The organism is Paenibacillus sp. S29 (assembly GCF_049319765.1).
GTDB lineage: Bacteria > Bacillota > Bacilli > Paenibacillales > Paenibacillaceae > Paenibacillus > Paenibacillus polymyxa_B.
Window position 1 is genome coordinate 643917 of record NZ_JBMOUI010000001.1, and the last position, 23273, is coordinate 667189.

The 23273-nt window shown below is 47.5% G+C and carries 19 protein-coding genes; 17 read left to right on the forward strand and 2 right to left on the reverse strand.

Going from position 1 to position 23273, the window contains the following annotated elements; translation table 11 throughout:
* Positions 1-8: 8 nt before the first annotated feature.
* The 9 genes from argF (at position 9) to ACL9RM_RS02960 (ending at position 11666) form a co-directional block, all read left to right on the forward strand.
* Entirely contained in the window at positions 9-965 is a 957-nt protein-coding gene (gene argF, locus ACL9RM_RS02920; RefSeq protein ID WP_103047454.1) for an ornithine carbamoyltransferase, read from the forward strand.
* A gap of 63 nt (positions 966-1028) precedes the next feature.
* Positions 1029-2264 carry an argininosuccinate synthase gene (locus ACL9RM_RS02925; protein WP_250260290.1) on the forward strand — a complete coding sequence of 412 codons (1236 nt, stop codon included), beginning with the start codon at positions 1029-1031 and terminating at the stop codon, positions 2262-2264.
* A gap of 87 nt (positions 2265-2351) precedes the next feature.
* Positions 2352-3764 carry an argininosuccinate lyase gene (gene argH, locus ACL9RM_RS02930; RefSeq protein WP_013312248.1) on the forward strand — a complete coding sequence of 471 codons (1413 nt, stop codon included), beginning with the start codon at positions 2352-2354 and terminating at the stop codon, positions 3762-3764.
* A gap of 449 nt (positions 3765-4213) precedes the next feature.
* Positions 4214-4465 (forward strand): hypothetical protein, encoded by a 252-nt coding sequence (locus ACL9RM_RS02935; RefSeq protein WP_069292030.1) that lies wholly within the window; start codon positions 4214-4216, stop codon positions 4463-4465.
* Positions 4458-6917, forward strand: coding sequence for a glycosyltransferase family 2 protein (locus ACL9RM_RS02940; RefSeq protein ID WP_069290519.1), 2460 nt, complete (start codon positions 4458-4460; stop codon positions 6915-6917). The genes ACL9RM_RS02935 and ACL9RM_RS02940 overlap by 8 nt, the downstream gene beginning before the upstream one ends.
* A 23-nt stretch (positions 6918-6940) precedes the next feature.
* On the forward strand, positions 6941-7948 hold the full coding sequence (locus ACL9RM_RS02945) for a glycosyltransferase family 2 protein (RefSeq protein ID WP_250260291.1): 1008 nt from the start codon (positions 6941-6943) through the stop codon (positions 7946-7948).
* Positions 7911-8330, forward strand: a complete 420-nt coding sequence (locus ACL9RM_RS02950; RefSeq protein ID WP_061829947.1) for a GtrA family protein — start codon at positions 7911-7913, stop codon at positions 8328-8330. Before ACL9RM_RS02945 ends, ACL9RM_RS02950 begins: the two co-directional genes overlap by 38 nt.
* A complete protein-coding gene (locus ACL9RM_RS02955) occupies positions 8327-9928 on the forward strand; it encodes an ArnT family glycosyltransferase (protein WP_250260292.1) in 1602 nt (533 codons plus the stop codon). The genes ACL9RM_RS02950 and ACL9RM_RS02955 overlap by 4 nt, the downstream gene beginning before the upstream one ends.
* 103 nt (positions 9929-10031) lie before the next feature.
* On the forward strand, positions 10032-11666 hold the full coding sequence (locus ACL9RM_RS02960; RefSeq protein ID WP_250260293.1) for a glycosyltransferase family 39 protein: 1635 nt from the start codon (positions 10032-10034) through the stop codon (positions 11664-11666).
* A gap of 77 nt (positions 11667-11743) precedes the next feature.
* Here ACL9RM_RS02960 and ACL9RM_RS02965 read toward each other — a convergent pair whose 3' ends face one another.
* A complete protein-coding gene (locus tag ACL9RM_RS02965) occupies positions 11744-12532 on the reverse strand; it encodes an alpha/beta hydrolase (protein ID WP_414126186.1) in 789 nt (262 codons plus the stop codon).
* A 266-nt stretch (positions 12533-12798) separates the two neighbouring features.
* On the opposite strand from ACL9RM_RS02965, the gene ACL9RM_RS02970 reads away from it, so the two are divergent.
* Positions 12799-13962 (forward strand): S-layer homology domain-containing protein, encoded by a 1164-nt coding sequence (locus ACL9RM_RS02970; RefSeq protein ID WP_069290516.1) that lies wholly within the window; start codon positions 12799-12801, stop codon positions 13960-13962.
* 71 nt (positions 13963-14033) lie between these two features.
* On the opposite strand, the gene ACL9RM_RS02975 is transcribed toward ACL9RM_RS02970, so the two are convergent.
* Entirely contained in the window at positions 14034-15452 is a 1419-nt protein-coding gene (locus tag ACL9RM_RS02975; RefSeq protein WP_250260295.1) for a VanW family protein, read from the reverse strand.
* 223 nt (positions 15453-15675) lie between these two features.
* Here ACL9RM_RS02975 and ftsE point away from each other — a divergent pair, with 223 nt between their 5' ends.
* From ftsE to ACL9RM_RS03010, 7 genes are all read left to right on the forward strand, one after another.
* Complete coding sequence (gene ftsE / locus ACL9RM_RS02980) at positions 15676-16362, forward strand: cell division ATP-binding protein FtsE (protein WP_023990620.1); 687 nt, start codon at positions 15676-15678, stop codon at positions 16360-16362.
* The gene (gene ftsX, locus ACL9RM_RS02985) at positions 16352-17269 is read left to right on the forward strand and encodes a permease-like cell division protein FtsX (RefSeq protein ID WP_013312238.1); all 918 of its coding nucleotides are present in this window, start codon (positions 16352-16354) and stop codon (positions 17267-17269) included. Before ftsE ends, ftsX begins: the two co-directional genes overlap by 11 nt.
* Before the next feature lie 85 nt (positions 17270-17354).
* The gene (locus ACL9RM_RS02990) at positions 17355-18638 is read left to right on the forward strand and encodes a M23 family metallopeptidase (RefSeq protein WP_023990619.1); all 1284 of its coding nucleotides are present in this window, start codon (positions 17355-17357) and stop codon (positions 18636-18638) included.
* 206 nt (positions 18639-18844) lie between these two features.
* Positions 18845-20311, forward strand: a complete 1467-nt coding sequence (locus tag ACL9RM_RS02995; RefSeq protein WP_061829953.1) for a S41 family peptidase — start codon at positions 18845-18847, stop codon at positions 20309-20311.
* A gap of 164 nt (positions 20312-20475) precedes the next feature.
* Positions 20476-21792, forward strand: a complete 1317-nt coding sequence (locus ACL9RM_RS03000) for a PDZ domain-containing protein (RefSeq protein WP_061829954.1) — start codon at positions 20476-20478, stop codon at positions 21790-21792.
* A 177-nt stretch (positions 21793-21969) separates the two neighbouring features.
* Entirely contained in the window at positions 21970-22527 is a 558-nt protein-coding gene (locus ACL9RM_RS03005; RefSeq protein WP_023990616.1) for a class I SAM-dependent methyltransferase, read from the forward strand.
* Positions 22528-22800: 273 nt separating this feature from the next.
* Positions 22801-23184 (forward strand): hypothetical protein, encoded by a 384-nt coding sequence (locus ACL9RM_RS03010; RefSeq protein ID WP_023990615.1) that lies wholly within the window; start codon positions 22801-22803, stop codon positions 23182-23184.
* Positions 23185-23273 lie beyond the last annotated feature (89 nt).

A 23273-nucleotide genomic window follows, 5' to 3' on the forward strand; every position in this document is an offset into this window, starting at 1 on the left:
ACGATAGCATGAGCCAGAGCGGCGCACTGCAGCAGATGAATTTGAAAGGACGGGACTTCCTGGAGCTGGACGATTACTCTCCAGAGGAAATCCAGTATTTAATTGATCTCGCCATTGAAATTAAGCGTAAGCACAAAAACGGGGAAACTTATCAGCCGCTAAAAGGGAAAACGCTCGGACTGATTTTCGAAAAATCCTCTACACGTACACGGGTATCTTTCGAAGTCGGTATGTATCAATTGGGCGGGCATGCCCTTTTCCTCAGCAAAAATGACATTCAACTGGGACGCGGCGAACCGATTAGCGACATGGCTCAAGTCATGTCACGTTATCTGGATGGCATTATGATTCGTACCTTTGGGCACGATAATGTGGTAGAGTTGGCACGTTATGCATCCGTTCCTGTGATTAATGGATTGAGTGATTTGGCGCATCCATGCCAAGTGCTAGCTGATTATCAAACCTTGTATGAGCAAAAGGGGAAGCTAAAAGGGCTCAAATTGGCTTACATCGGAGACGGTAACAATATGGCTCATTCCCTCTTAATTGGGGGAGCAAAGCTTGGAGTGCATGTGTCCATTGCAAGCCCAGTTGGATACGAGCCGGACCCGAGTGTGGTCGCAGCTTCCCGTGAAATTGCCAAACAGACAGGGAGTGAGATCGTTATAACCCAGAGTCCGCAGGAAGCAGTACAAGATGCGGATGCGATCTACACAGATGTGTGGGCGAGCATGGGGTTTGAGGAAGAGCAGAAGGAGCGGGAGCTTGCTTTTGCCGACTTCCAGGTGAATGAGGAGCTAGTCAAGCTGGCGAAGCCGGATTATTTATTCCTGCACTGTCTGCCTGCGCATCGTGGGGAAGAAGTAAGCGCAGGCGTAATCGATGGTCCGAATTCGGTCATCTTTGATGAAGCAGAGAATCGTCTGCATGCGCAAAAAGCGCTGTTAGTTGCTTTAATGGCATAAGGTTGATAGGTATTGATAGGTAAAGAAGATAAAGGCTAGAAGCATTCGGGGAGGACTTCAACAATGGCAAAAGAAAAAATCGTACTCGCATATTCCGGCGGTCTGGATACGTCGGTCATTCTGAAATGGCTCAAAGAAACTTATGATGCTGAAATCATCGCATTCACCGCAGATATCGGTCAAAAGGAAGAACTGGACGGTTTGGAGGAAAAAGCACTCGCTACAGGGGCTTCCAAAGTGTACATTGATGATCTGCGTGATGAATTCGCCAAGGATTTTATCTATCCGATGTTTCAGGCGGGTGCTTTATATGAAGGACAATATTTGCTCGGAACGAGTATTGCACGTCCATTGATCGCTAAGCGGATGGTCGATATTGCGATTGCCGAGGGAGCAACAGCCATTGCTCACGGGGCAACAGGCAAAGGTAACGATCAGGTACGCTTCGAGCTGAACGCGGCGGCGTTGACGCCGGATATCAAGGTGATCGCACCTTGGCGGCTGGAAGAGTTCCGCAATCAGTTCCCGGGCCGTGCAGAAATGATTGCCTATGCGGAAAAACACGACATTCCGGTAACTGCTTCTGCAGCCAAGCCATACTCCATGGACCGTAACCTGCTGCATATCAGCTATGAAAGCGGCGTGCTGGAGGACCCTTGGTTTGATCCAAGTGCTCCTGAAAATAAAGGAATGTTCTTGCTCAGCAACGCGCCTGAGGACGCTCCTGATGAAGCAGAATATTTGGAGTTGGAATTTGAAGCAGGTAACTGCGTCGCTTTGAACGGAGAACAACTAAGTCCATTGCAAGTGATGGAAAAACTGAATGAGCTCGGTGGCAAGCATGGTATCGGACGCGTGGATATGGTAGAAAACCGTTTTGTCGGCATGAAAAGTCGGGGAGTCTATGAGACGCCGGGCGGTACGATCCTGTTCACAGCTCACCGCAAAATGGAATCCATCACGATGGATCGCGAAGTTATGAATCTGCGTGATAGTCTGATTACCCGTTATGCTACCTTGGTTTATAACGGTTTCTGGTTCGCACCTGAACGTGTCGCTTTGCAGGCCCTGGTTTATGAGAGTCAGAAAAATGTCAGTGGTACCGTGCGTGTGAAGCTGTACAAAGGCAACGTTATCGGTGCAGGCGTTAAAAGCCCGGTTAGCTTGTACAACCCGGACATTGCAACCATGGAAGCCGACCCGACACAAGCCTACGATCAAGGCGATGCAACAGGCTTTATCCGCTTGAATGCTCTGCGTTTAAAGGTCAACGCGGGCGTAACACAAAATCATAAATAATGATGTAACCTAAAAAAATGTACGGGATGCGGGCCGTTCTTGTCCAAACGACGAGGGCGGCTTGTATTGCAGAGAGGGGATCATGCAATGAGTAAGCTATGGGGCGGACGGTTTACGAAGCAAACGAACAAGTTGGTAGAGGAGTATACGGCTTCTATCGGGTTTGATCAGGCATTGGCAGAAGAAGATATTCAAGGCAGTTTGGCTCATGTGGCCATGCTGGGAAAATGCGGAATTATTCCGCAGGAGGATGCAGACACGATCAAGGAAGGACTGCACACGGTCCTGGAGCGTATCCGCCGTGGGGAAATTGAATTTTCCGTTTCGGATGAGGATATTCACATGAATATCGAAAAAAATCTAATCGAGGCCATTGGTCCGGTCGGAGGTAAGCTGCACACGGGGCGCAGCCGTAACGATCAGGTAGCAACAGATATGCACTTGTATTTGCGTGGACGTGTGGTATCGCTGGTGGGTATGCTGCATGACGTACAAGCTGCATTAATCGGCCAGGCAAAGGATAATCTGGACACGATTGTACCTGGATATACGCACTTGCAGCGTGCGCAGCCTATTTTATTTGCACATCATCTGCTGGCGTATGTGTCTATGCTGGAACGTGATATTGACCGACTCAAAGACAGCTATAAGCGGATTAACGTGTTGCCGCTCGGTGCTGGCGCTTTGGCCGGGACCACTTTTCCGATCGACCGTCACTTTGTAGCCGAGCAGCTGGGATTTGATGGTGTATATGAAAATAGCCTCGATGCCGTCAGCGACCGGGATTTTATCGTAGAGTTCCTGGCTGGCGCCTCGCTGATTATGACGCATTTGTCTCGTCTAAGCGAAGAATTGGTGCTATGGAGTAGCACGGAGTTTGGTTTTGTCGAGCTGGATGATGCTTTTTGCACAGGCAGCAGCATTATGCCGCAGAAGAAAAACCCGGACGTACCGGAGCTGGTACGTGGTAAAACCGGACGTGTCTATGGAAACCTCGTGGGCTTGTTGACTGTATTGAAATCCTTGCCGCTGGCATACAACAAGGATATGCAGGAGGACAAGGAAGGGATGTTCGATACCGTTGCCACGCTGGAAGGAGCCTTGCAACTGTTCGCACCGATGATCGCCACGATGAAGGTGAACAAGGATCGTATGCGTCAAGCGGTCAATCAGGATTTTTCCAACGCAACGGATATTGCGGACTTCTTGGTCGGAAAAGGGCTTCCGTTCCGTCAGGCGCATGAGGTCATTGGCAAAACCGTACTGTATTGCATCCAGCATGGAAAATACTTGCTTGATCTGACACTGGACGAATTCCAGCAGTTTTCGGATCTGTTTGACGAACGTATCTATGAGGTACTTCAACCAGAAGCGGTAGTGAATGCACGGAATGTATATGGCGGAACCGCTACCGGACAGGTACAGGCAGCTATTGGGCGCAGTGAACAGCTCCTGGCGAATACATCAACATGGTTTGAAGGGCACAAGCCGAAAAATTAATCAGTAAAGAAAGATATTATTCTCTTGCATAGCAGCGGGATGCTGTGTAAAATCAAATTTTAAGGAATTAGCAATCTAAGTTTCAAAGGCACCGTTCGCGGTGTCTTTTGTGTTTTTTGGGGCATTAATTCATGGTTCTAAATGCCTATTAATACACTGGTGTGAAAGTTTCTAGAATTTACATTTTTGTATACTACACCTATGATGATTATGGTAGAATAGCACTAAGTTTTTCATCGAATTACCAATTCAATAGGACAAGAACTATATTCAATAAATAAATGTCAAGTTACTAGGGGCTCTTTTGATCAGGCGAATTTCATAAATGTGTAAATGAAGGGCTTGAATGAGAACATAGGTATGTCCTGGTTTTTTAGGAGAACGGTAAGTAAAAGCTCTAAAGTAGCGACGTAGCTGAAGGCAGAGTCGGGATGATCCAGGGAGGTATTATGAGAACTAAAAGGACGGCGCGTCAGTTAAAGAGCGCTTGGATCGGTTATCGCGCTTCTGAAGCCGATCAACTGATATCTTCATTGCATGAGGAACGGGTGCAAGCGGAGGAGTTACTGCGTGAGGAGCGGGAACTTTTCCACGCGGCGCTGGAACGGAAAAAGCAGCGGGATGCGGAGTTAAAGCAGCTGCTTGCGGATGCGCTTGCGGAAGAGCGGCGCTGGATTGAAAGGGCGGGAATTCATGGGTGACAAGCTTAGGTGGCAGGTTGGAGGAGTTTCAATTCGCCAAACAAAGAGAAGAATAAAAGAAGAGCGTCAGCGAATCGAACAACTGCAACAACAGCTAGAGGCTCAGCGGTCAGAGCAGGCCCCGGTGCTGTACAAGCTTGATTTTCATATCGAAGAGTTGGAACGGCGACTTCAGGATACAGAACTACGTATCCAGGCGATACAGAACGCCAATGATACAGCAGCAGCTGTGGAACAATTGCTGGATGAAGGGTTACAGGATGGACAGGTGCAGGAGGCTCAAGTCCAATATGCATCTGGGCAGGAACAGGTAGCGGCAGGAACCGCTATGGGCGCTGCTTCCAGTATCTCTGGTACGGAAGGCGAAGAGGCAGTAAGAGGAATGCAGAGCGGACGAAACGGCAAGGCCCGTCTGGGGGATCAACTGGTGGAGAACGGGATGATCACCCGTGATCAGCTGACAGATGCCATCCGCAACCAGAAGCGTTACGGTGGCAGGCTGGGCGATATTCTTGTAGAAATGGGCTTCATTACAGCCGAGCAGCTACAGGAACAGGTTGGCGGCGACGAGTCCAAGGAGCGCCTAGGCGATATGCTGGTTCGTTCCGGCTATATATTACCGGAACAACTGGAGCGCGCACTGGAGTTCCAGGCGAAGAGCGGCGGACTACTGGGAGACATCTTGCTGTCATTGCAAATGCTGGAACCTGCGGATCTGTACCGCGCGATTGCTACACAGAACCGAATCGGGCGTATTGGTGAGGAACTCGCGCTGGATGCGGCGTATAAACTACCCGAGCAAGTGGCGATGGCATATGGCGTGGTCGTCATCCATCAATATATGAACCGTTATATTGTGGCGGTCAGCGATCCACTGCCAGAAGAGCGACGCTTGAAGCTGGAGGAAATTTTGGGTATGCCGGTAGAGCAGGTGCTTGCTACGAAGGAAGAGATGGAGCAACTCTGGGGTAAAATCTACGGTGAAGAAATGATGCAGGAGAGCACGACCGGGCTATTGGAAAAAGAACCACACAATTCAGCACGGACGACCTTTACAAAGGGACAGCTCTGGGTGTTCGCGGCCATGGGTATGATTACACTGCTCGGTCTCCTCTGGAACAGTTGGAAAACAGTGTTGATCATCAATATGATGATTCAGCTGTTTTATTTTGCCATGACGCTATTTAAATTTGGCATCATTTATCTCGGTTCCCGACGTGGGGCGCAGCTTCGTTTCACGAAGGAAGAGGTTGACGCCATGGATGAAAAGAAACTGCCGATCTATACCATTCTTGTACCTATGTATAAGGAAGCGGGCGTGCTTCCGATGTTATTGCGGAATTTGGAGCAACTGGATTATCCAAAGTCCAAGCTGGATGTGCGGCTGCTGATTGAAGAGGACGACATAGAGACGATTGAGCTACTTCGGGAAATGAAGCTGCCGGCCTATTACACGACACTGGTCGTTCCAGACGGTTTGCCGAAAACCAAGCCGAAGGCATGTAATTACGGACTTATTCGGGCACGTGGCGAGTTTGTCGTGATTTACGATGCTGAGGATCGTCCCGACGCTGATCAGCTTAAAAAGGTCATTGCAGCGTTCGATTCACTCCCTGAGCATTATGCGTGTATTCAGGCGAAGCTCAACTATTTTAATAGTACACAAAATCTGCTGACCCGCTGGTTCACTCAAGAATACAGTATGTGGTTCGAGTTACTGCTACCGGGTATTATGCAGTTAGATACCCCAATTCCGTTAGGCGGCACATCCAATCATTTTCGGGTATCTGTATTAAAAGATATTAATGCGTGGGACCCCTACAATGTAACCGAGGATGCTGATCTGGGCATACGTCTGTATAAAGGCGGCTACAAAACTGCTATTGTCGATTCCCGCACATGGGAGGAAGCTAACAGCCGCGTGGGCAACTGGATTCGTCAGCGGTCACGCTGGATCAAGGGGTATATGCAGACATGGCTGGTTCATATGCGAAATCCGGTTAAGCTGGTGCGCGAAGTGGGCTGGAAAGGCTTTTTCGGCTTTCAGGTGATGATTCTGGCAACTCCGATGTTGCCGTTGCTGAATCCGATTTTTTGGGGGTTGCTTATTTTATGGTTTGGCTGGGAGTTGTCCTTTATTCCCAAGCTATTCCCGGGTTATGTGTATTACCTGGCCAGCGCGGAGTTTTATATCGGTAACTTTCTGTTCGTATTCAGTAATGTGGCCGGAATGTATTGGGTCATCGGGGAACTGGAAGAGCGCGGTGAACGAACATTTTCATACGCGATGGTCAAATACGGGCTACTCTCGCCGTTATATTGGGTACTTATGAGTATAGCTGCGGTGAAAGCCGCTTGGCAGCTCATTACCAAGCCGTTCTATTGGGAGAAGACCACGCATGGTCTGACCGATATGCACGACTTGGATGATACCCCGGCACAGTCCTCCTGAATATGAAGAAAGAAGGAGCAAGAATGGAGACAAAAACACCTTTTTTATCCGTCGTCATTCCCATGTACAATGAAAGCTCGCATCTCGAGCGGTCGCTTAAGGTAATTGATGGGTTATTGTCTGTTGTCACCTCACGCTATGAGCTCATCATAGTAGATGATGGTTCCAAAGACGATACGTGGCTTAAGCTGTCCGAATTGTCCCGTCGTATGCCCTCTTTGCTCGCGCTCCGGCTGAGTCGGAATTTCGGTAAGGAGCTGGCGTTGTGCGCAGGTCTGGAAAATGCCTCTGGCGATGCGATTATTGTCATGGACGGTGATTTGCAGCATCCTCCTGAAATGATTGGAGAAATGGTACGTTTATGGCAAAATGAAGGTTATGATTTGGTCGAATGTGTGAAAGAATTTCGGGGAGAAGAGTCGGTGGGCAAAAAGCTCGGAGCTTCTTTGTTCTACGCGACCTTGAACCGATTGACAGGCTTTAATCTCAAGGATGCCTCCGATTATAAGCTACTGGATCGACGAGTGGTGGATGCCTGGATGGCGATGCCAGAGCGGATGCCGTTTTTCCGCGGGATGACAGCCTGGCTAGGTTTCCGCAAAACCCAGATTTCATTCCGGGTGGCTCCACGCGAAGAGGGGCCAAGCCGCTGGAGTCCGTTAGGGCTGATTCGACTAGCAGCAGAAGCGATCGTTTCATTCTCGACAGTACCGTTGCGGGTAGTAAGTCTGATGGGCCTCATTTTTATGCTGATTTCAGTCGTATTGGGGATTCAGACCTTAATGCGCAAATTAACGGGTGACGCTGTGACCGGTTTTACCACTGTGATTTTGCTGCTCTTGATAATTGGCAGTGTACTCATGCTGTCGATTGGAGTGGTAGGAGAATATATTGCCGCCATATATCACGAAGTTAAAGCTAGGCCTCGCTATCTGATAGCAGATAAACGGGCGAATGCTGACCGATTGTGGGTGGACAGGGAGTTTAATCAACATGATCAGACGTTCATATCTAAAGTATCCAATCATTAAATACGGTATTGTGGGATTGCTGGGTACAGGTATCCATGTGGGTGTGCTTGTGCTACTGGTGGAGCTGTTTACGGTACCAGCAGTAATGGCTACTACAATCGGATTCGTAGTTACATTGCTCGTTTCGTATGTGCTGAACCGAAACTGGACGTTCGAGCCTACCGGCGAGAGAAGCCGCACCCAGTTTCTTAAATATTTATTGGTCTGTACCTGTGGCTTGCTCTTAAATGCCGCTCTGATGTACGTGACCATTCACTGGATCGGTTGGTCGTATCTGATCGGTGAAGTACTAACTACCATCATCGTGCCTGTTCATAATTATTTCTGGAACCGCTACTGGATCTTCTCCGTTCCGCAACAGCGTCAGAAAGAGGTTTCATGATTTTAAGAAAACACGGAAAATTTCTATCATTGTTTGCTTGTATTACTGCTCTTGAACTGGCCGTGGGCGTGTATTTTGCATGGTATCTTGGTTATATGCATACCGATGCGCTCAGTCGAGTGGCTAACGCATTTTATGTGCTATACAGTCGTGACCCACACTTGGGTGCTATCGGGTTTGTATGGAATCCCCTGCCCAGTTTGATGGAACTGATTGTGCTGTTGTTTTATCCTTTATTTCCAGTACTCGCTTCCCACGGGCTGGCGGCAGTGATTGTGAGCAGCCTGTTTGCAGGGGCCAGCGCGGCATTATTGTATGCGACGGGCAAACAGTTGGGGCTCCACGGTGCAACCAGCTTGCTGATTGCGCTATTATTTTCACTGAATCCATTTATGTTTCTGTTTGGCTTCAACGGCTTAAGTGACTCGCCATATATCTTTTTCATCCTGTTGACAGTGAGTCGATTTTGTATGTGGTTGAAGGATTGCAAGGCGGCGAATTTGATCGTATCCGGTTTTGCGCTTGCACTGGCTTTTTGGGTACGCTATGAAGCGGTTCCGCTTGGCGTTGCGATGGCTTTGGGTGTATTGCTGACGATCTTTTTTCTGCATAGGTGGCGTACAAACAGAGAGATGTTTAGAACGGAATTGTCTTTAAAAGAGCGCCTGTACAAGGTGGAAGCGACATGGCTTCTATTGTTGTTGCCACTTGTTTTTTCCGGTCTGCTGTGGCTCTTTTTTAACTGGATTATCATGGGCGATCCGCTTTACTTTTTACGCTCGCAATATTCCAATTCCACACAATCAGCGGCTTTGTTAGAGGATCAACGCTTTGTGGCCATGTTTGCCCACCCTGTGCTGATGCTAAAGTTTATCGGGCAACGAACCTTATGGTATGCTGCTCCGTTGATTGCCATTTTGCTCATACGTTTGTTGGACAAACGTCTGTTGAGTTGGAGCACGCTTACGCTATTAGCAATCTTTTTATCGGTGCCTGGACTTCAGCTTTTGCTGATGCTCAAGCACTCTTCTTTTGGGTGGTTCCGATATTTTATGTATGTGTTCCCGATTACGGTTGCCTGGTTGCCGTATGAGCTAAGTTTATTGAAGGGGAAAATGAGGGGGATCGGAATCTCTCTGGTAACAGCAGGAATGTTGGTAACAGCAGGCTTGTTATCCTACGCACTGACGAACCCCGCGATTGCAGCAGATGAACACAGCTATTTGACGCATAGTGGTAATGAAAGCTACGAACGTCAAATTATTGAGCGGAAAATAGCGCCGTGGCTGGATGAGCATTATGGTTCATCTCTCATTTTGACAGATTCTTATGCCGCCTATCCGATCATTTTGAGCAGCAAAATCCCGAAGAAGTTTATGATTACGAGTGATTTTGATTTTGGGGAATCTTTAATGGATCTGCCTGCTTCCAAGGTGGATTATGTCTTGGTCACGCGCTTGGTGGATGGGGTACCGCTGGATCAGGTAAATCGGAACTATCCTGATTTGTTCGAAAAGGGAGCGTCGTGGGCCTCACTGGTACATGACTTTGACGGGCAGTGGCGACTGTACAAAATAAAGCATGAAGAATCGAAATAATTATTATATTTTAGTGCATCGTAGCGGAGGGAAGAATACAGCTGTAGGGTGTGAGTGGGCTACAGCTGTATCGCCGCAAGAAGTTTGAGGGGGAACGAGAGGAATGTCCTTTCGCAAATGGTCTGCAAGCAGATGGATGGCTATAGGTCTGTTTGTATTTATACTTGCATTGGAGCTGTCTGCGGGCATCTATTTTAGCTATGTTCTGGGATATATGCACACAGATGCACTCAGTCGCGTAGCTAATGCATTTTATGTGTTGTACAGCCGCGACCCGCATCTGGGCGCAATCGGATTTATCTGGAATCCACTACCCAGTCTTCTGGAAATGGTGATTCTACTGCTGTATCCAATCTTTCCGGCATTAGCCACCTATGGATTGGCTGCTGTCATTCTTAGTGCTACCTTTTCCGCTTTGACCGCTATGCTGCTGTATCGGGCGGGGGTCAGAACAGGGCTTAGCTCAGGGATGAGCATCTTGCTGGCACTGTTGTATGCACTGAATCCGTTTATTTTACTGTTTGGTGCCAATGGGCTGAGCGATTCGCTATACATATATTTCATTATGATGACGGTGATTGAGTTTGCATTGTGGCTCAAGGATCGCATGACGGCAAGCCTGATTGTTTCTGGATTAGCGCTTGCCATGGCGTTCTGGACTCGTTATGAAGCGGTTCCTCTGGGCGTGGCAATGGCGGGTGGAGTGGTATTGGCGATCCTGTTTCTACATCGAAACATGGGCAGACGTGAGCTGGCCTTGCGAGAAAAACTGCACAAGGTCGAGGCAACTTGGTTACTGCTTCTGCTCCCGGTGGTCTTTTCCGGGCTGTTGTGGATTTTCTTCAACTATCTCATTATGGGGAATGCTTTTTACTTCCTGAATTCGGAGTATTCGAACACAGCCCAATCGGCAGAGCTGCTGAATGATGATAAGTTTGTAGAGATTTTCTCCAATCCGCTGGTGGCCTTGAAATTTATTGCTTCCAAAACACTCTGGTATTCGGTACCGTTGTTTGCTATTCTGTTCATTCGTCTGTTAAGTGGGCGCTTGTTCCGATGGGGAACACTGATTATTTTGCTGCTGTTCCTGTCGGTGCCGGGGTTGCAATTTTTACTCATGATGAAGCAATCTTCGTATGGGTGGTTTCGTTATTTTATGTACGTGTTCCCAATTACTGTAGCTTGGTTGCCCTATGAGCTGAGCCAGCTTCAGGGACGATGGCGGAGGGCAGCCTTTGGCCTGGTATCCGTCAGTCTGCTGCTTACCGCTGGATTACTTTCCTATGCGTTGACTCGCCCGGATATTGCACCGGATGAGAACAGCTTTCTCACACGAACGGGTAATGTGAACTATGTGAGACAGGAGTCAGATCGTAAGATTGCCGTCTGGTTGGATGAGCATCTGCCGAAGTCTACCATTATGACCGATTCGGCTTCAGCCTACACCATGATTGTCTACAGCCAATATCCCAAACGCTTCCTGATCACCAGTGATTATTCGTTCAATAAGGCATTAAGTTATCCGCAGGATAACCATGTGGATTATATCCTTGTACCTAAGATCATGTCAGGCATGCCACTGAGTAAAATCAACATGGTATATCCGAATTTATATGAAAAAGGCGCTCCATGGGTCCAGCTTGAACGTGAGTTTAACGGTGAGTGGCGCTTGTACAAGGTGCTACCCAAGTCACTAACTAAAGCCTCTCCCTCGACGGAGACCACGACAAATCCGTAATGTGCATAATAAATCCCCGGAGCCTATCCCTTCGCCATGGTGCGATGAGGGAAGCTGCGGGGATTTTTTTAACCTGTTTAGTGCTCTTTGAGTGGTAGCCACGCCAGTACATCCTGAATTTTCGCGTCCCAGTATCCCCATTCATGAGCCCCAGGACCTTCTTCGTAGGTCAGCGGAACTCCGGTAGTATTACATGTTTCACGGAAAGTCCGATTTCCCTTATATAGGAAATCCTCCGTGCCGCAGCATTGGTAAAGCCGGGGAAGCGAGGTCCCCAAGGCAGCATGACGTTGTAACAGTTCCAGCAAGTCGTGATCCGTTCCACGTATTTCATCTGGACCAAAAATGTTAAGCCACTCCGCTGGACTCATCGCATTTTGCATAGGATCGGTGCGTGATGCGTGTAAATCCATGACTCCCGAAAGGCTGGCAGCAGCTGCAAAACGCTCTGGATGCTGGAGTGCCAGTTTGAAAGCACCATATCCACCCATAGAAAGCCCGGCTACAAAATTGTCTTCACGCTTGTCGGACAGAGGAAAGAATGAACGTGCCAAAGATGGCAATTCTTCACTGATAAAGGTCCAATAAGCCGCTCCTTGCTCCATATTCGTATAGAAACTCCGATGTACCTGGGGCATGACGACAGCTAGGCCCAATGAGGCGACATAGCGTTCAATGGAGGTTCGACGCAACCAGGTTGAATCATCGTCCGACAGGCCATGCAGCAAATATAGCGTCGGATGTGGCCCGGTTCCTTGCTTGCCCTCCAGTCCGATTTGCGAACGGGTTGCCTGAGGAAGAATAACATTCATGGATGTGCTCAAACCTAGAACTTCCGAATAAAACTGACATTGAATAAGAGCCATAAGAAGACCTCTTTTCTTAGGGTTTTGTGACCTCATTGCGGTGTTCCAGCATATGACCGAGTATTCATTCAGTATATCTTAGCCTGTCTAAATATACATATCCAAGTGAATAACTAGGTATTAAGTCCCGTTTCTTATTTATCCTACATTAGGTGGGGGTATGGTTATATGGGACGATTTTTTTAATTTGGGGGTTATTTGGGTTTGATTTCTGGTAAAGTGTTTAAAAAAGAATGATGAATCCAATCAGAGGAGGAATTTATAGCATGGGAAAAAAGTTAAGAAACACAGTTACAGGTGTATTGAGTACAGGTCTTATTCTTAGCGCATTCAGCGCAGCGGCAGCTGCTCCCCAAACTACAAGCGGACATTGGGCAGGAGATCAGGTGCAACGCTGGTCAGCCACAGGACAATTGGACGGAGCGGTGAAACCGGATGCGGCAATCACACGTGCAGAATTTATTGTTCTTCTGAATCGCAGCTTGGGAACGTTCACACAGGAAACTCCAGCAGTGACAGACGTAACATATGCGGGTGGTGTGAAAGTAAACGGTAATGGAAGCAGAACGTTCACAGATGTTCCAGCTTCTCACTGGGCATACAACGAGCTGACAAGTGCCGTGAATGCAGGCTACATAAGCGGCTATGCAGATAACAAGCTCAAACCAAATGGTAAGGTAACACGTCAAGAGGCTGCGGCTATCGTAGGCAAAGCTATTGGACTGACTGCGGGTAACGCAGCAGATGTTACTAAATTCATTGACTCCGACAAAATTGGATCTTGGGCGAAGAAAAGTGTAGCGGCAGCTGCGGAGCAAAAAATCATCAACGGTTATCCGGATGGTAAATTCCAGCCACTGAAGTCGCTGACTCGTGCAGAGGCGATTGCTATTCTGGACGCTGCTTCCGGTTACAACCTGAGCTCTGTCGATAATCTGACGACGACTCCTGGTGGAACGGTGACGGACTCCACATACAGCAACGTGACAGATTCCACTTATGGTAACACGTCAACTACTTCTGGCAGCGAAACAGGAGATAGCAGCACAAGTACCAGCACAGATAGCACGACTACGGACAACTCTACAACAATAGATACCAACACAGATACAGACACAACTACGGATACGACTACAGATAGCACTACAGACACAGCTACTGACGCAGTAGCAACTACGGAAGCTCTGAAAGTCAACAATGTGTATGATGGAGAAGGTACAATTACGGGGACAGCTAAAGCAGGTTCCACAGTAACCGCCTATTCCAACGAACTGCCTATCGGTAGTGCAGTAGCCAAAGATGATGGCACATTTAGTATCAGTGTGCTTGCTCAAAAAGCAACGGTTAGGCTGGTAATCAAAGCTGAAGATGCAGACGGTAACGAAAGTGAGCCTGTAGAAATTTCTGTTTTGGGTAAACGCAGCGAGTAATTTATAGCTAAAATCCCCCTTTCACTCTGCCTGGAACAAGTCCAGCCGACAGTGGAAGGGGGATTTTTCGTTTATTCGCTTATACCGTCCTCGACAATAGATTTCTCGGGTTCACGTGTTTGTGGCTCAGACGATGTGCCACCGCCATAACTAGCTATAATGCGTTGCTGCGCTCGATACGTATCGCGGCTGATTCGGGTGCGATCTACAGTTTTTCCGTCTACCTTTTTTACCCGGAATGTTTCTACCACATACCCTTCTTTGCCTTGCCGAAGTACTTGATAGAAGCCGGGGGAAAGTGAGTCATTACGGAGTCTCTTCTCTGGTATGGGAAGTACGCGAACCGTATGGGATTCCAGTTCATACGAAACATTGGATGGAAATGTACCAAAAAATTTAACAGTAAGCGTTCGGTTTTGGACAGCGGCACGAAGCAGTAAATGCTTGCCTGTATTGTTTCTAAAACGAAAATTAATGGACCCTGTAGCAAAAGTCGCATCCTGACCTTTGGGCAGGTAGCTGACTGGCAAAGAATGGTTGCGGCGCTCAACAATGTCCAAGCCGACTCGCAGCGCTGCATTATACACCGTGCTGGATACCTGACAAATCCCGCCGCCTATGCCGGACTCCAACTGACCGTTGACGATCACTGGAGCTTCACGAAAGCCATGAGTGCGCTCAGCCTTGGCGATCAATTGACCGTAGTCGAATATGTCGCCTGGCTTAAGAATTAGACCATCAACGGTGCTTGCCGCTGAATTAACGTTATACACGCGTCCTTCCGAGCTACTGCCGAGACTGGTGGAGAACTGTACGATTTTGCGCTCAATCCCTTCGTTCCGTAGACTGTCCACCGAAATTTTCGGTTCCAGCTGACGGAAAGGTAATTCCACTCGTACGGGCTCTTCCGAAGCGGTAAAATCCTTGGGCAGCGCCTTATCTAGTGCAGCGTCCAATCTGGGCCAATCTAGGCGTCGGGCAGAGCGCCCTGGAATATAACGAACCTGATCATTCCCGTCAATCTGACGCACAGCATTGATAGGCATGCCGTATCGTTGCTCCTCCCAATCGGCTCCGAATCGGGCCCTTAATATCTCCTCCTGTCGGAAAGATATGATAGACCATTCTTTTTCGAAGCTAAAACGTGTCTGCACACGAGTCCATAGATGCTCCGAGCTGAGTGCCTTCACGGCATTCCGAAATGCCTCCGCTTTATAATGAATTCCTGCTTCCCCAAGTGTAAGTTTTATATCCTGTGCACTGCTGTCACTGTCCGTCAGAAGCAGTCGACGTTGCTTCAATGCATCCAATTTTTTATCCACCAGCCGAAGAGCGGCTGTGTGATCCATGCTTCCTACGTTCATTCCTCCGACCCTCACTCCCTCCGGCAGCGTTTGTCTGTCGGCGTACAGATGAAGTCCTCCCCACAACATGGCCAGCGCCAGAACACCAGACCATATCCAAATGACAGATAAATGAATTTTTTTCATAATGCAGATGTCTCCTGTCTGATAAGCTTGATAGCGATTCGTGTGCCATAATATTCATATATATGTGCCAAAAGCAGAAAACTTTCGGTACTATTTAGGTAACAAATTTGTTACAATGATAAACGGTATGATGAAATAGAGAAGTTTTTAAAGGAAATGCATGGAATATGTCGAATGGATATTAGGTTATGCGTAATATGATTAAGCAACGGGAAGTGATCGAGTGATTGAAATGCAGGATGTGTGGAAGACCTATACTAACGGAACCCACGCACTTCAAGGAGTATCGGTCAGAATTGACCGTAATGAATTTGTATACGTAGTCGGCCCGTCTGGAGCGGGGAAATCGACTTTTATGAAGCTTATTTATAGAGAAGAAGTACCTACCAAGGGGCAAATTTCAGTTAATGGTTTTAATATTGGGAAGCTTAAGCAGCGTAAAATTCCCTACGTTCGTCGTAACATCGGAGTCATTTTTCAGGATTTCCGGCTTTTGCCGCGTTTGACGGCTTATGAGAATGTGGCTTTTGCTATGGAAGTTATTGAAGCTCCCAAGAAGCTGATTCGCAAACGGGTACCAGAAGTGCTTGAACTGGTTGGCTTGAAAACAAAAATGAATCGTGAGCCTGCCCAGCTTTCCGGTGGGGAGCAACAGCGTGTAGCAATTGCACGGGCGATCGTGAACAATCCTTCCGTGATCATTGCCGATGAACCTACGGGTAATCTGGACCCCGAAACATCCTGGGAGATCATGCAGTTGCTGGACGAAATTAATTTTCGGGGTACGACTATTGTAATGGCGACCCACAATAAGGACATCGTGAACTCCATGCGTAAACGTGTCATTGCCATTGAAAATGGCAACATCGTAAGGGATCAGGTAAGAGGGGAGTACGGATATGACTTTTAACACCTTCTTACGTCATGTGCGGGAAGGTTTCAAAAACATATTCCGCAATGGCTGGATGTCCGTGGCATCCGTCACCTCGATTATTGTGTCATTACTTATATTGGGCGTATTTATCATGCTGGTGCTCAACGTCAATTCCCTGGCTGATCAGGCAGATAGTCAGGTGGAGGTTAACGTATTTCTGGAGCTAAATGTAGAGCAGAACATGCGTGAAACGCTGCAAAAGGAAATTGCGGCGATGCCGGAAATCAGCAAAACGACCTTTGTGACTAAAGCTCAGGGTTTGGAGGAGCTGCGTAAAGATTTGGGAGACAGCGGCAAGGAGCTGCTGGAGGGCTTTGACAAGGACAGCAATCCACTCCCGGACAAAATTGTGGTAGAGGTAATTGAACCAACAACGGTTCCATTTGTGGCCGAAAAGATTGAGAAGCTGAATACGTTGCATCCTGAGAAGCCGATTTTAAAGGTTCGTTATGGTAAAGGCACCGTAGAGACGCTCTTTACGATTACGAAGCTCATTCGTAATGTAGGCTTTATATTCGTCGCCGGACTGGCGATCATGTCCATGTTCCTTATCTCGAATACGATTCGAGTGACCATATTGGCACGACGCAGAGAGATTGGCATTATGAAGCTGGTCGGTGCGACCAACTTTTTTATACGCTGGCCGTTTTTTATCGAAGGTGCGCTTATCGGTCTCATTGGTTCCTTGATTACCGTAGGTATTTTATTTACTGGCTATCAGCGTTTGCTCACAGCCGTACAGGGTGATATAGCTCTGAATATGTTGAAGCTTATGCCACTTGAAGGCATTTGGATTCAGTTGAGTGCATTGCTGATTATTTTGGGGATGCTGGTCGGAATTGTTGGCAGTACCCTGTCCATGCGCAAGTTCTTAAAAGTATAAGAAGCGCTGGTTGGACGTCGTGGTCGATATCAATTAGAACGGGGAAGCCCGGTGTTATTTTGCGATAAAGGATGGGGAGTGCAAGTTGAAAAAAACAGGATCTGTGTTGGCCGCTACCTTGGTAGCCGCATTGCTAATCCAGCCTTCTGACGGATATGCCAAAAGCATGAGTGAAATCAATTCGCAGCTGAACCAATTGGAAAAGCAGGCCCAATCTGCCAAGCAACAACAGGAAAAGGCTGCTCAAGATAAACAGTATGCCCAACATTACAAAAATAAAACCGTGCAAAACCTGAAAATTGTGCTTGCTCAGATTAACAGCGTCAGTGATCAGCTGACTCGTGTTGCGGTTCAGATTGATCAAACGGAAGATAATCTGCGTGCGACTAAAAAAGATTTAGCCGAGGCCATTGATCGTATCCAGTCACGGGAAAAAATGCTGGAAACCCGTGTGCGCTTGATGTATACGGATGGAACCGTCTCATATATGGACGTGCTTATGTCTTCGTCCAGTTTTAGTGACTTTCTCAGCCGGGTAGATTCCCTGAAAACGATCGTGGAACAGGATCAAATCCTGTTGGACGAGCATAAAAAGGACAAGGCATTGGTCGTAAGCAAGAAGAAACAGCTGGACACGGAATATAAAAATGCCAAGAAGCTGTATGCGCTCAAGCAGGACGCTAAGGCAGAACTGAATTCGAAAGAGAAAGAGAAGCAAAGACTGATTTCCAATTATGATCATGATATTGCTGAGTCAGATGAAATCAGCGAAGAGCAAAATGACATGCTGGTAGCACTCGCTAACAAACGTGTGGGTCTGGTGCAGGAGAAGAACAAGCTTAGAGCGGAGCAGGCTGCCAAAGCAGCACGTGCTAGAGCGGCTGCACGTGCGGCTGAAGCCAAACGATATGCATCTTCATCCTCAGGTGCCGCCTCGAATTCCAGCCATGCGGCAGCCAGCACGTATACAGGCGGAACGGGTACATTGGCTTCGCCTGTATCCCATTACCGACTTTCATCTACTTTTGGCATGCGGGTACATCCGATTACTGGCAAGCTTAAAGGCCACACAGGTGTTGATATGGCGGCTCCGCAGGGAACCGATATTCATGCAGCCGAAGATGGTGTTGTCATTGTTGCCGAATGGTGGAGTGGCTATGGAAACACAGTTGTGATTGACCATGGAGACGGACTATGGACCCTATACGGACACATTCGCAATGGCGGTACGGTGGTTCATACCGGGCAGACTGTGAAACGTGGTCAAAAAATTGCAGAAGTTGGTTCGACGGGCAATTCCACAGGACCTCACTGTCATTTTGAGGTGCGCGAAAATAACAAACCTGTAAATCCGATGAACTATTTATAGTAGATAAGGTAAGCCCTATTTATAGCCATTACGGTTGTAGATAGGGCTTTGCTGTAATGGTTAATATCCGATGAAGAACATGTGCATTGAGACACAGAGTAGGATACAATTAACATATTCCGTACAAGCTAGACGTATACTTCGTGGATGGACATGCGTTGTAAGGCAATAGGATACAAGATAATGAGAAGGCGGTGGACGATTAGATGTTGAAAAAAAGTACAGCGATACTCTTGATGGTGATCGGGCTGCTTGGCGGCAGTCTGCTCACTTTTGCCTATACTGGAACGACTACAGTAGGGAACAGCGCTCTGGGCGAAGGACTGCTGGCGAGTGTGACAGGTAGCAGTTCTACCTCCAGAAGTGATATCCGCAAAATTGAGACGGCGATGGACTTGATTCAGGGACAATATTATCAGGATGTGGATCGTACCAAGCTGGTGGATGGCGCCATCAATGGTATGATGGAGTCGCTCGGTGACCCGTATTCCTCTTATATGGGTAAAGAAACCGCACAACAATTCGAGCAATCCATAGAAGGTTCTTTTACCGGGATCGGAGCTGAAGTAGCAGCGGAAAACGGGAAAGTAGTTGTAGTCACGCCAATTAAAGGCTCCCCGGCAGAGAAGGCAGGATTACGCTCTAAGGATATTATTTTGTCTGTTAATGGTGAAACACTGGACGGATTGGATCTAAACAAGGCTGTTTCCAAAATCCGTGGACCTAAAGGCAGTCAGGCGAAAGTCAAAATTCAGCGCAGTGGCTCTCCTGATCCGCTCGAATACACGATTACCCGTGACAACATTGATATGGAAACTGTAACGGCTCATATGGAAAGCGACGGTGTAGGCGTCATCACGATCACCCAGTTCTCCTTGAATACAGCAGAACGTTTCAAGGAAGAGTTAGCGAAGCTCGAAAAACAAGGGCTTAAAGGGCTCGTCATTGACGTGCGTAATAATCCGGGCGGCGTGCTTTCCGTAGTCATTGATATTGCACAGCAATTTGTACCTTCTGGCAAAACGATTGTACAAGTGGAAGACAAGAATCAGAAGCGTGAAGAAGAAAAATCCAAAGGTTCACGCAAAAATTATCCTGTGACTTTGCTAATGAATAAAGGTAGCGCAAGTGCATCCGAAATTCTGGCAGGTGCTCTCCAGCAATCAGCGGGTGCCGTGTTGATCGGGGAAAATTCCTTTGGTAAAGGTACTGTACAAACCAGCTATGACAAGCAAATGGGTGACGGTAGCCTGCTCAAAATCACGATTGCCAAATGGTTAACGCCAAATGGAACGTGGATTCATAAAAAAGGGATTAAGCCGAATATTGCGGTGGAACAGCCTGAATACTTCACAGCAGCACCGCTGAACAAGGAAAAGTCCCTGAAATACAATATGAATAGCAGTGATGTGAAAAATGCACAAATCATTCTACAAGGCTTGGGTTACAACCCAGGTCGCGAGGATGGCTATTTTGACAAAGTAACTGAAAGCTCTGTTATTGCTTTTCAAAAACAAGCGAAGCTGACGGCTAGCGGCATCATTGATGCGAAGACAGCAGCAGCGATGGAAGCCAAGCTGATTGAGAAAATTCGTGATCCGAAAAATGATAATCAACTCAAGCAGGGGATTGAAGAGATTCGGAAGGAAATGAAGACAAGCGTAGCGAAATAATAGTGAGGCTACAACAAGGGGGCTGGAAACAGCCTCCTTTTATATTGGGATTTATTTGCAGTCTGTCGGTTTGTCTTCCCTACGTTGGCAATTTCATATAGAATAAATGGATATGAAATGTACGTGATCCGCTATACAGCGGGCCAGGGGCATAAGGAGTGTGAATGGACTTGGAATGGGCATTACAATGGGGATGGAGCGTCTTAAATGCTTGCTTGTACCTGCTTTTGCAGCCGTTTTATTATATCTCAATACTCATTGTAGCACTTGGTTATCGTCGGCAAATGCTGCTGGAGCGCAAGCTATTTCATACCAAAATGCATAGCTGGGCTTCAGAGACCTGGCGTGTCGTATGGAGTGGTTTGCTTGCTGGAATGGCGCTATCTGCTCTGGGAATGTTCGTCAGCGTGCATCTGAACTCGGCTTCCATCGTATGCCTGTGGGTAGCGACATTACTGCTCATGCTGGTACGCGTCCGTTACCTGTGTCTCGCTTATTCGGTAGGTCTGCTAGGTGTGGTTCAATTTTTCCTAAACGTGGCCAGTGGCTGGCAACCTGGAGGAGCGCTCGGAACATCAGTAGCAGCTATCCGCGGATTGGATATTCCAGCACTGTTGGTGTTGGTCGCCGTGCTGCATGTGGCTGAGGCGCTGTTGGTTCGCTGGCAAGGGGGGAAGGCGGCCACTCCGCTGTTTGTCGAGGGCAAACGGGGAAGATTGGTTGGCGGCTATCGTATGGAAGACCTCTGGCCCATTCCGTTGTTGTTGCTGGTACCGACCCAGGGAGGATTTACGCTTCCCTGGACACCTTTGTTCGGCGGTGATGCCGGAACCGGGTATATGCTGGCAGCCTTGCCAGTCCTGATGGGCTTCAGCAGCGTGACGCTAGGCCAGCTACCACGACAGAAGGCGGTACTTACTTCGAACCGTTTGCTCCTGTACAGTGTGGCTTTACTTCTGCTGAGCTTGCTGGCTGCATGGTGGAGTCCGCTGATATTGTTAGCAGCGTTATTCTCCTTTCTGGCTCATGAGGCGCTGATCTGGTATGGTAATATAGAGGAAAGTCGTCTTAGCCCGATGTTTGTCCATCCGGAGCAAGGGATGCGTGTTCTCGCTGTGCTGCCAGACAGTCCGGCGACAGCCATGGGCATACTGCCGGGCGAGGCCATTTACCGCGTGAATGGGATTGTTGTGAATACCCGTGCCGAGTTACACCAAGCCTTGCGGATCAACTCTGCTTTTTGTAAGCTGGAGGTACGCAATCTGCAGGGCGAGAGCAAGTTTGTGCAGCGAGGCATGTACGATGGCGATCATCACCAGCTAGGGGTTGTGCTTGCACCTGATGCAGACGCGAGCTGGGCCGTATCCATACAGCCAGCCTCCATCTACCGGATTGTTGCCATGCACATAGGCGCACGCCAACGTAAAGCTGGACAGGCATCGCAGGCAGAGAAGGCACATTTGGATACCATGGACAAATAGATGTTACAACAAGAGGGTAGTCATTATTTGATTAGAGTCGAATAAGACTACGCTCTTTTTATATGCCGACAGTAGCCTGCTTGAAATCAATATTCTGATCGGTATACAATGAATATGTAATAAGAAGCGTTGATGAACCGAATGCCTATCATGTGTGTCAAGCAGGGAGAGGAAAAGATGAACGCGATCCACTTTATTCGAGAGTACATCAGGCATCCACGCAGCGTAGGCGCTGTTATACCCAGCTCAAGACAGTTGGCCAAACAAATTGCCACACCGATTTACTTTGACAAAGCATCGTGCATTATTGAATATGGTGCAGGAACCGGTGTGTTTACGCAAGAGCTTATTTTGAACAAGCGTCCAGAAACGCTACTTTTAGTGATTGAAGCTAATGAATCGTTTTACAAAACGCTACAAAGCAAGTACGGACACTTGGAGAGGGTACACATTATTCATGGATCGGCTGAGCATGTAGCTCAGTATATACGACAGTATGAGGTCCCAAAGGTGGATTATGTCGTGTCAGGGCTCCCTTTCACCAGCTTGCCCGCTGCATTATCCAGCCTTATTTTGGGACAAACGGCTGAGGTTTTGGGCCAGGAAGGCAAATTTATTACGTTCCAGTACAGCAAGGTCAAACACAACTTTTTCCGCACCTTTTTTGCTGACATTCAGATTAAAAAGGTAAACTGCAATGTTCCGCCCGCTTATGTGTTCACTTGCAGCCTGTAACTTTGCAGCTATGTAGAGGATTAGAATAAATACGAATGTGAATATACGGATGATTATGAGAAGACTTGGTCAGCGTCATTGAGATGCTGAAACGGTCTTTTTTTGTTGTGCACTTTTATGGATATATAAGAAGGGGATATGTTAAAAAGCAAAATTCATTTAAGGAATCATATTTTAAAATGGGGCTTAACCTATATATTACATAAGATGGAACCTGCTAGATTTTTGTAAGATTCATGATAAATCTGAACTTTTGTTAAAGGAGATTTATATATGGTAAAACCGCTGATATTCATGCGTTGGTGTGAGTACTATGAGTTAAGTGACCGTGAGACGGATTTTGTATCTTTTTTTATGATGAATTTCTCGGCTGCCCGTTCAGGCAATCAACCGAAGCTTAGGGAGCAGTTTGTTGAAATTCAGAAAAAAACCTTCCCTGAATACCCGTTTGATATTACCCCGGAAGAACTGGATTACTCCAAATTCGAAGGCTTGATGAAGCAAGTGTTGAAAATTCATTTTGACACGGCCGAGCTGCTATACTCCTTTTATCTCCAAAAACTGTGCGCACCTTTGGCAGAATACATTTTATCCACTGGAGAGTCAGAGCCTGCACGCATCTATTATAAGCTTATTCAAAAGGATAAAGTGCGCTAGGGAAGACGAGTGTGGATGAGCAAGAGCTATTGGGATACCTCAAGCTATATGGTTATTTAAGAAATTAATACTAGCTAATTAAAACAATA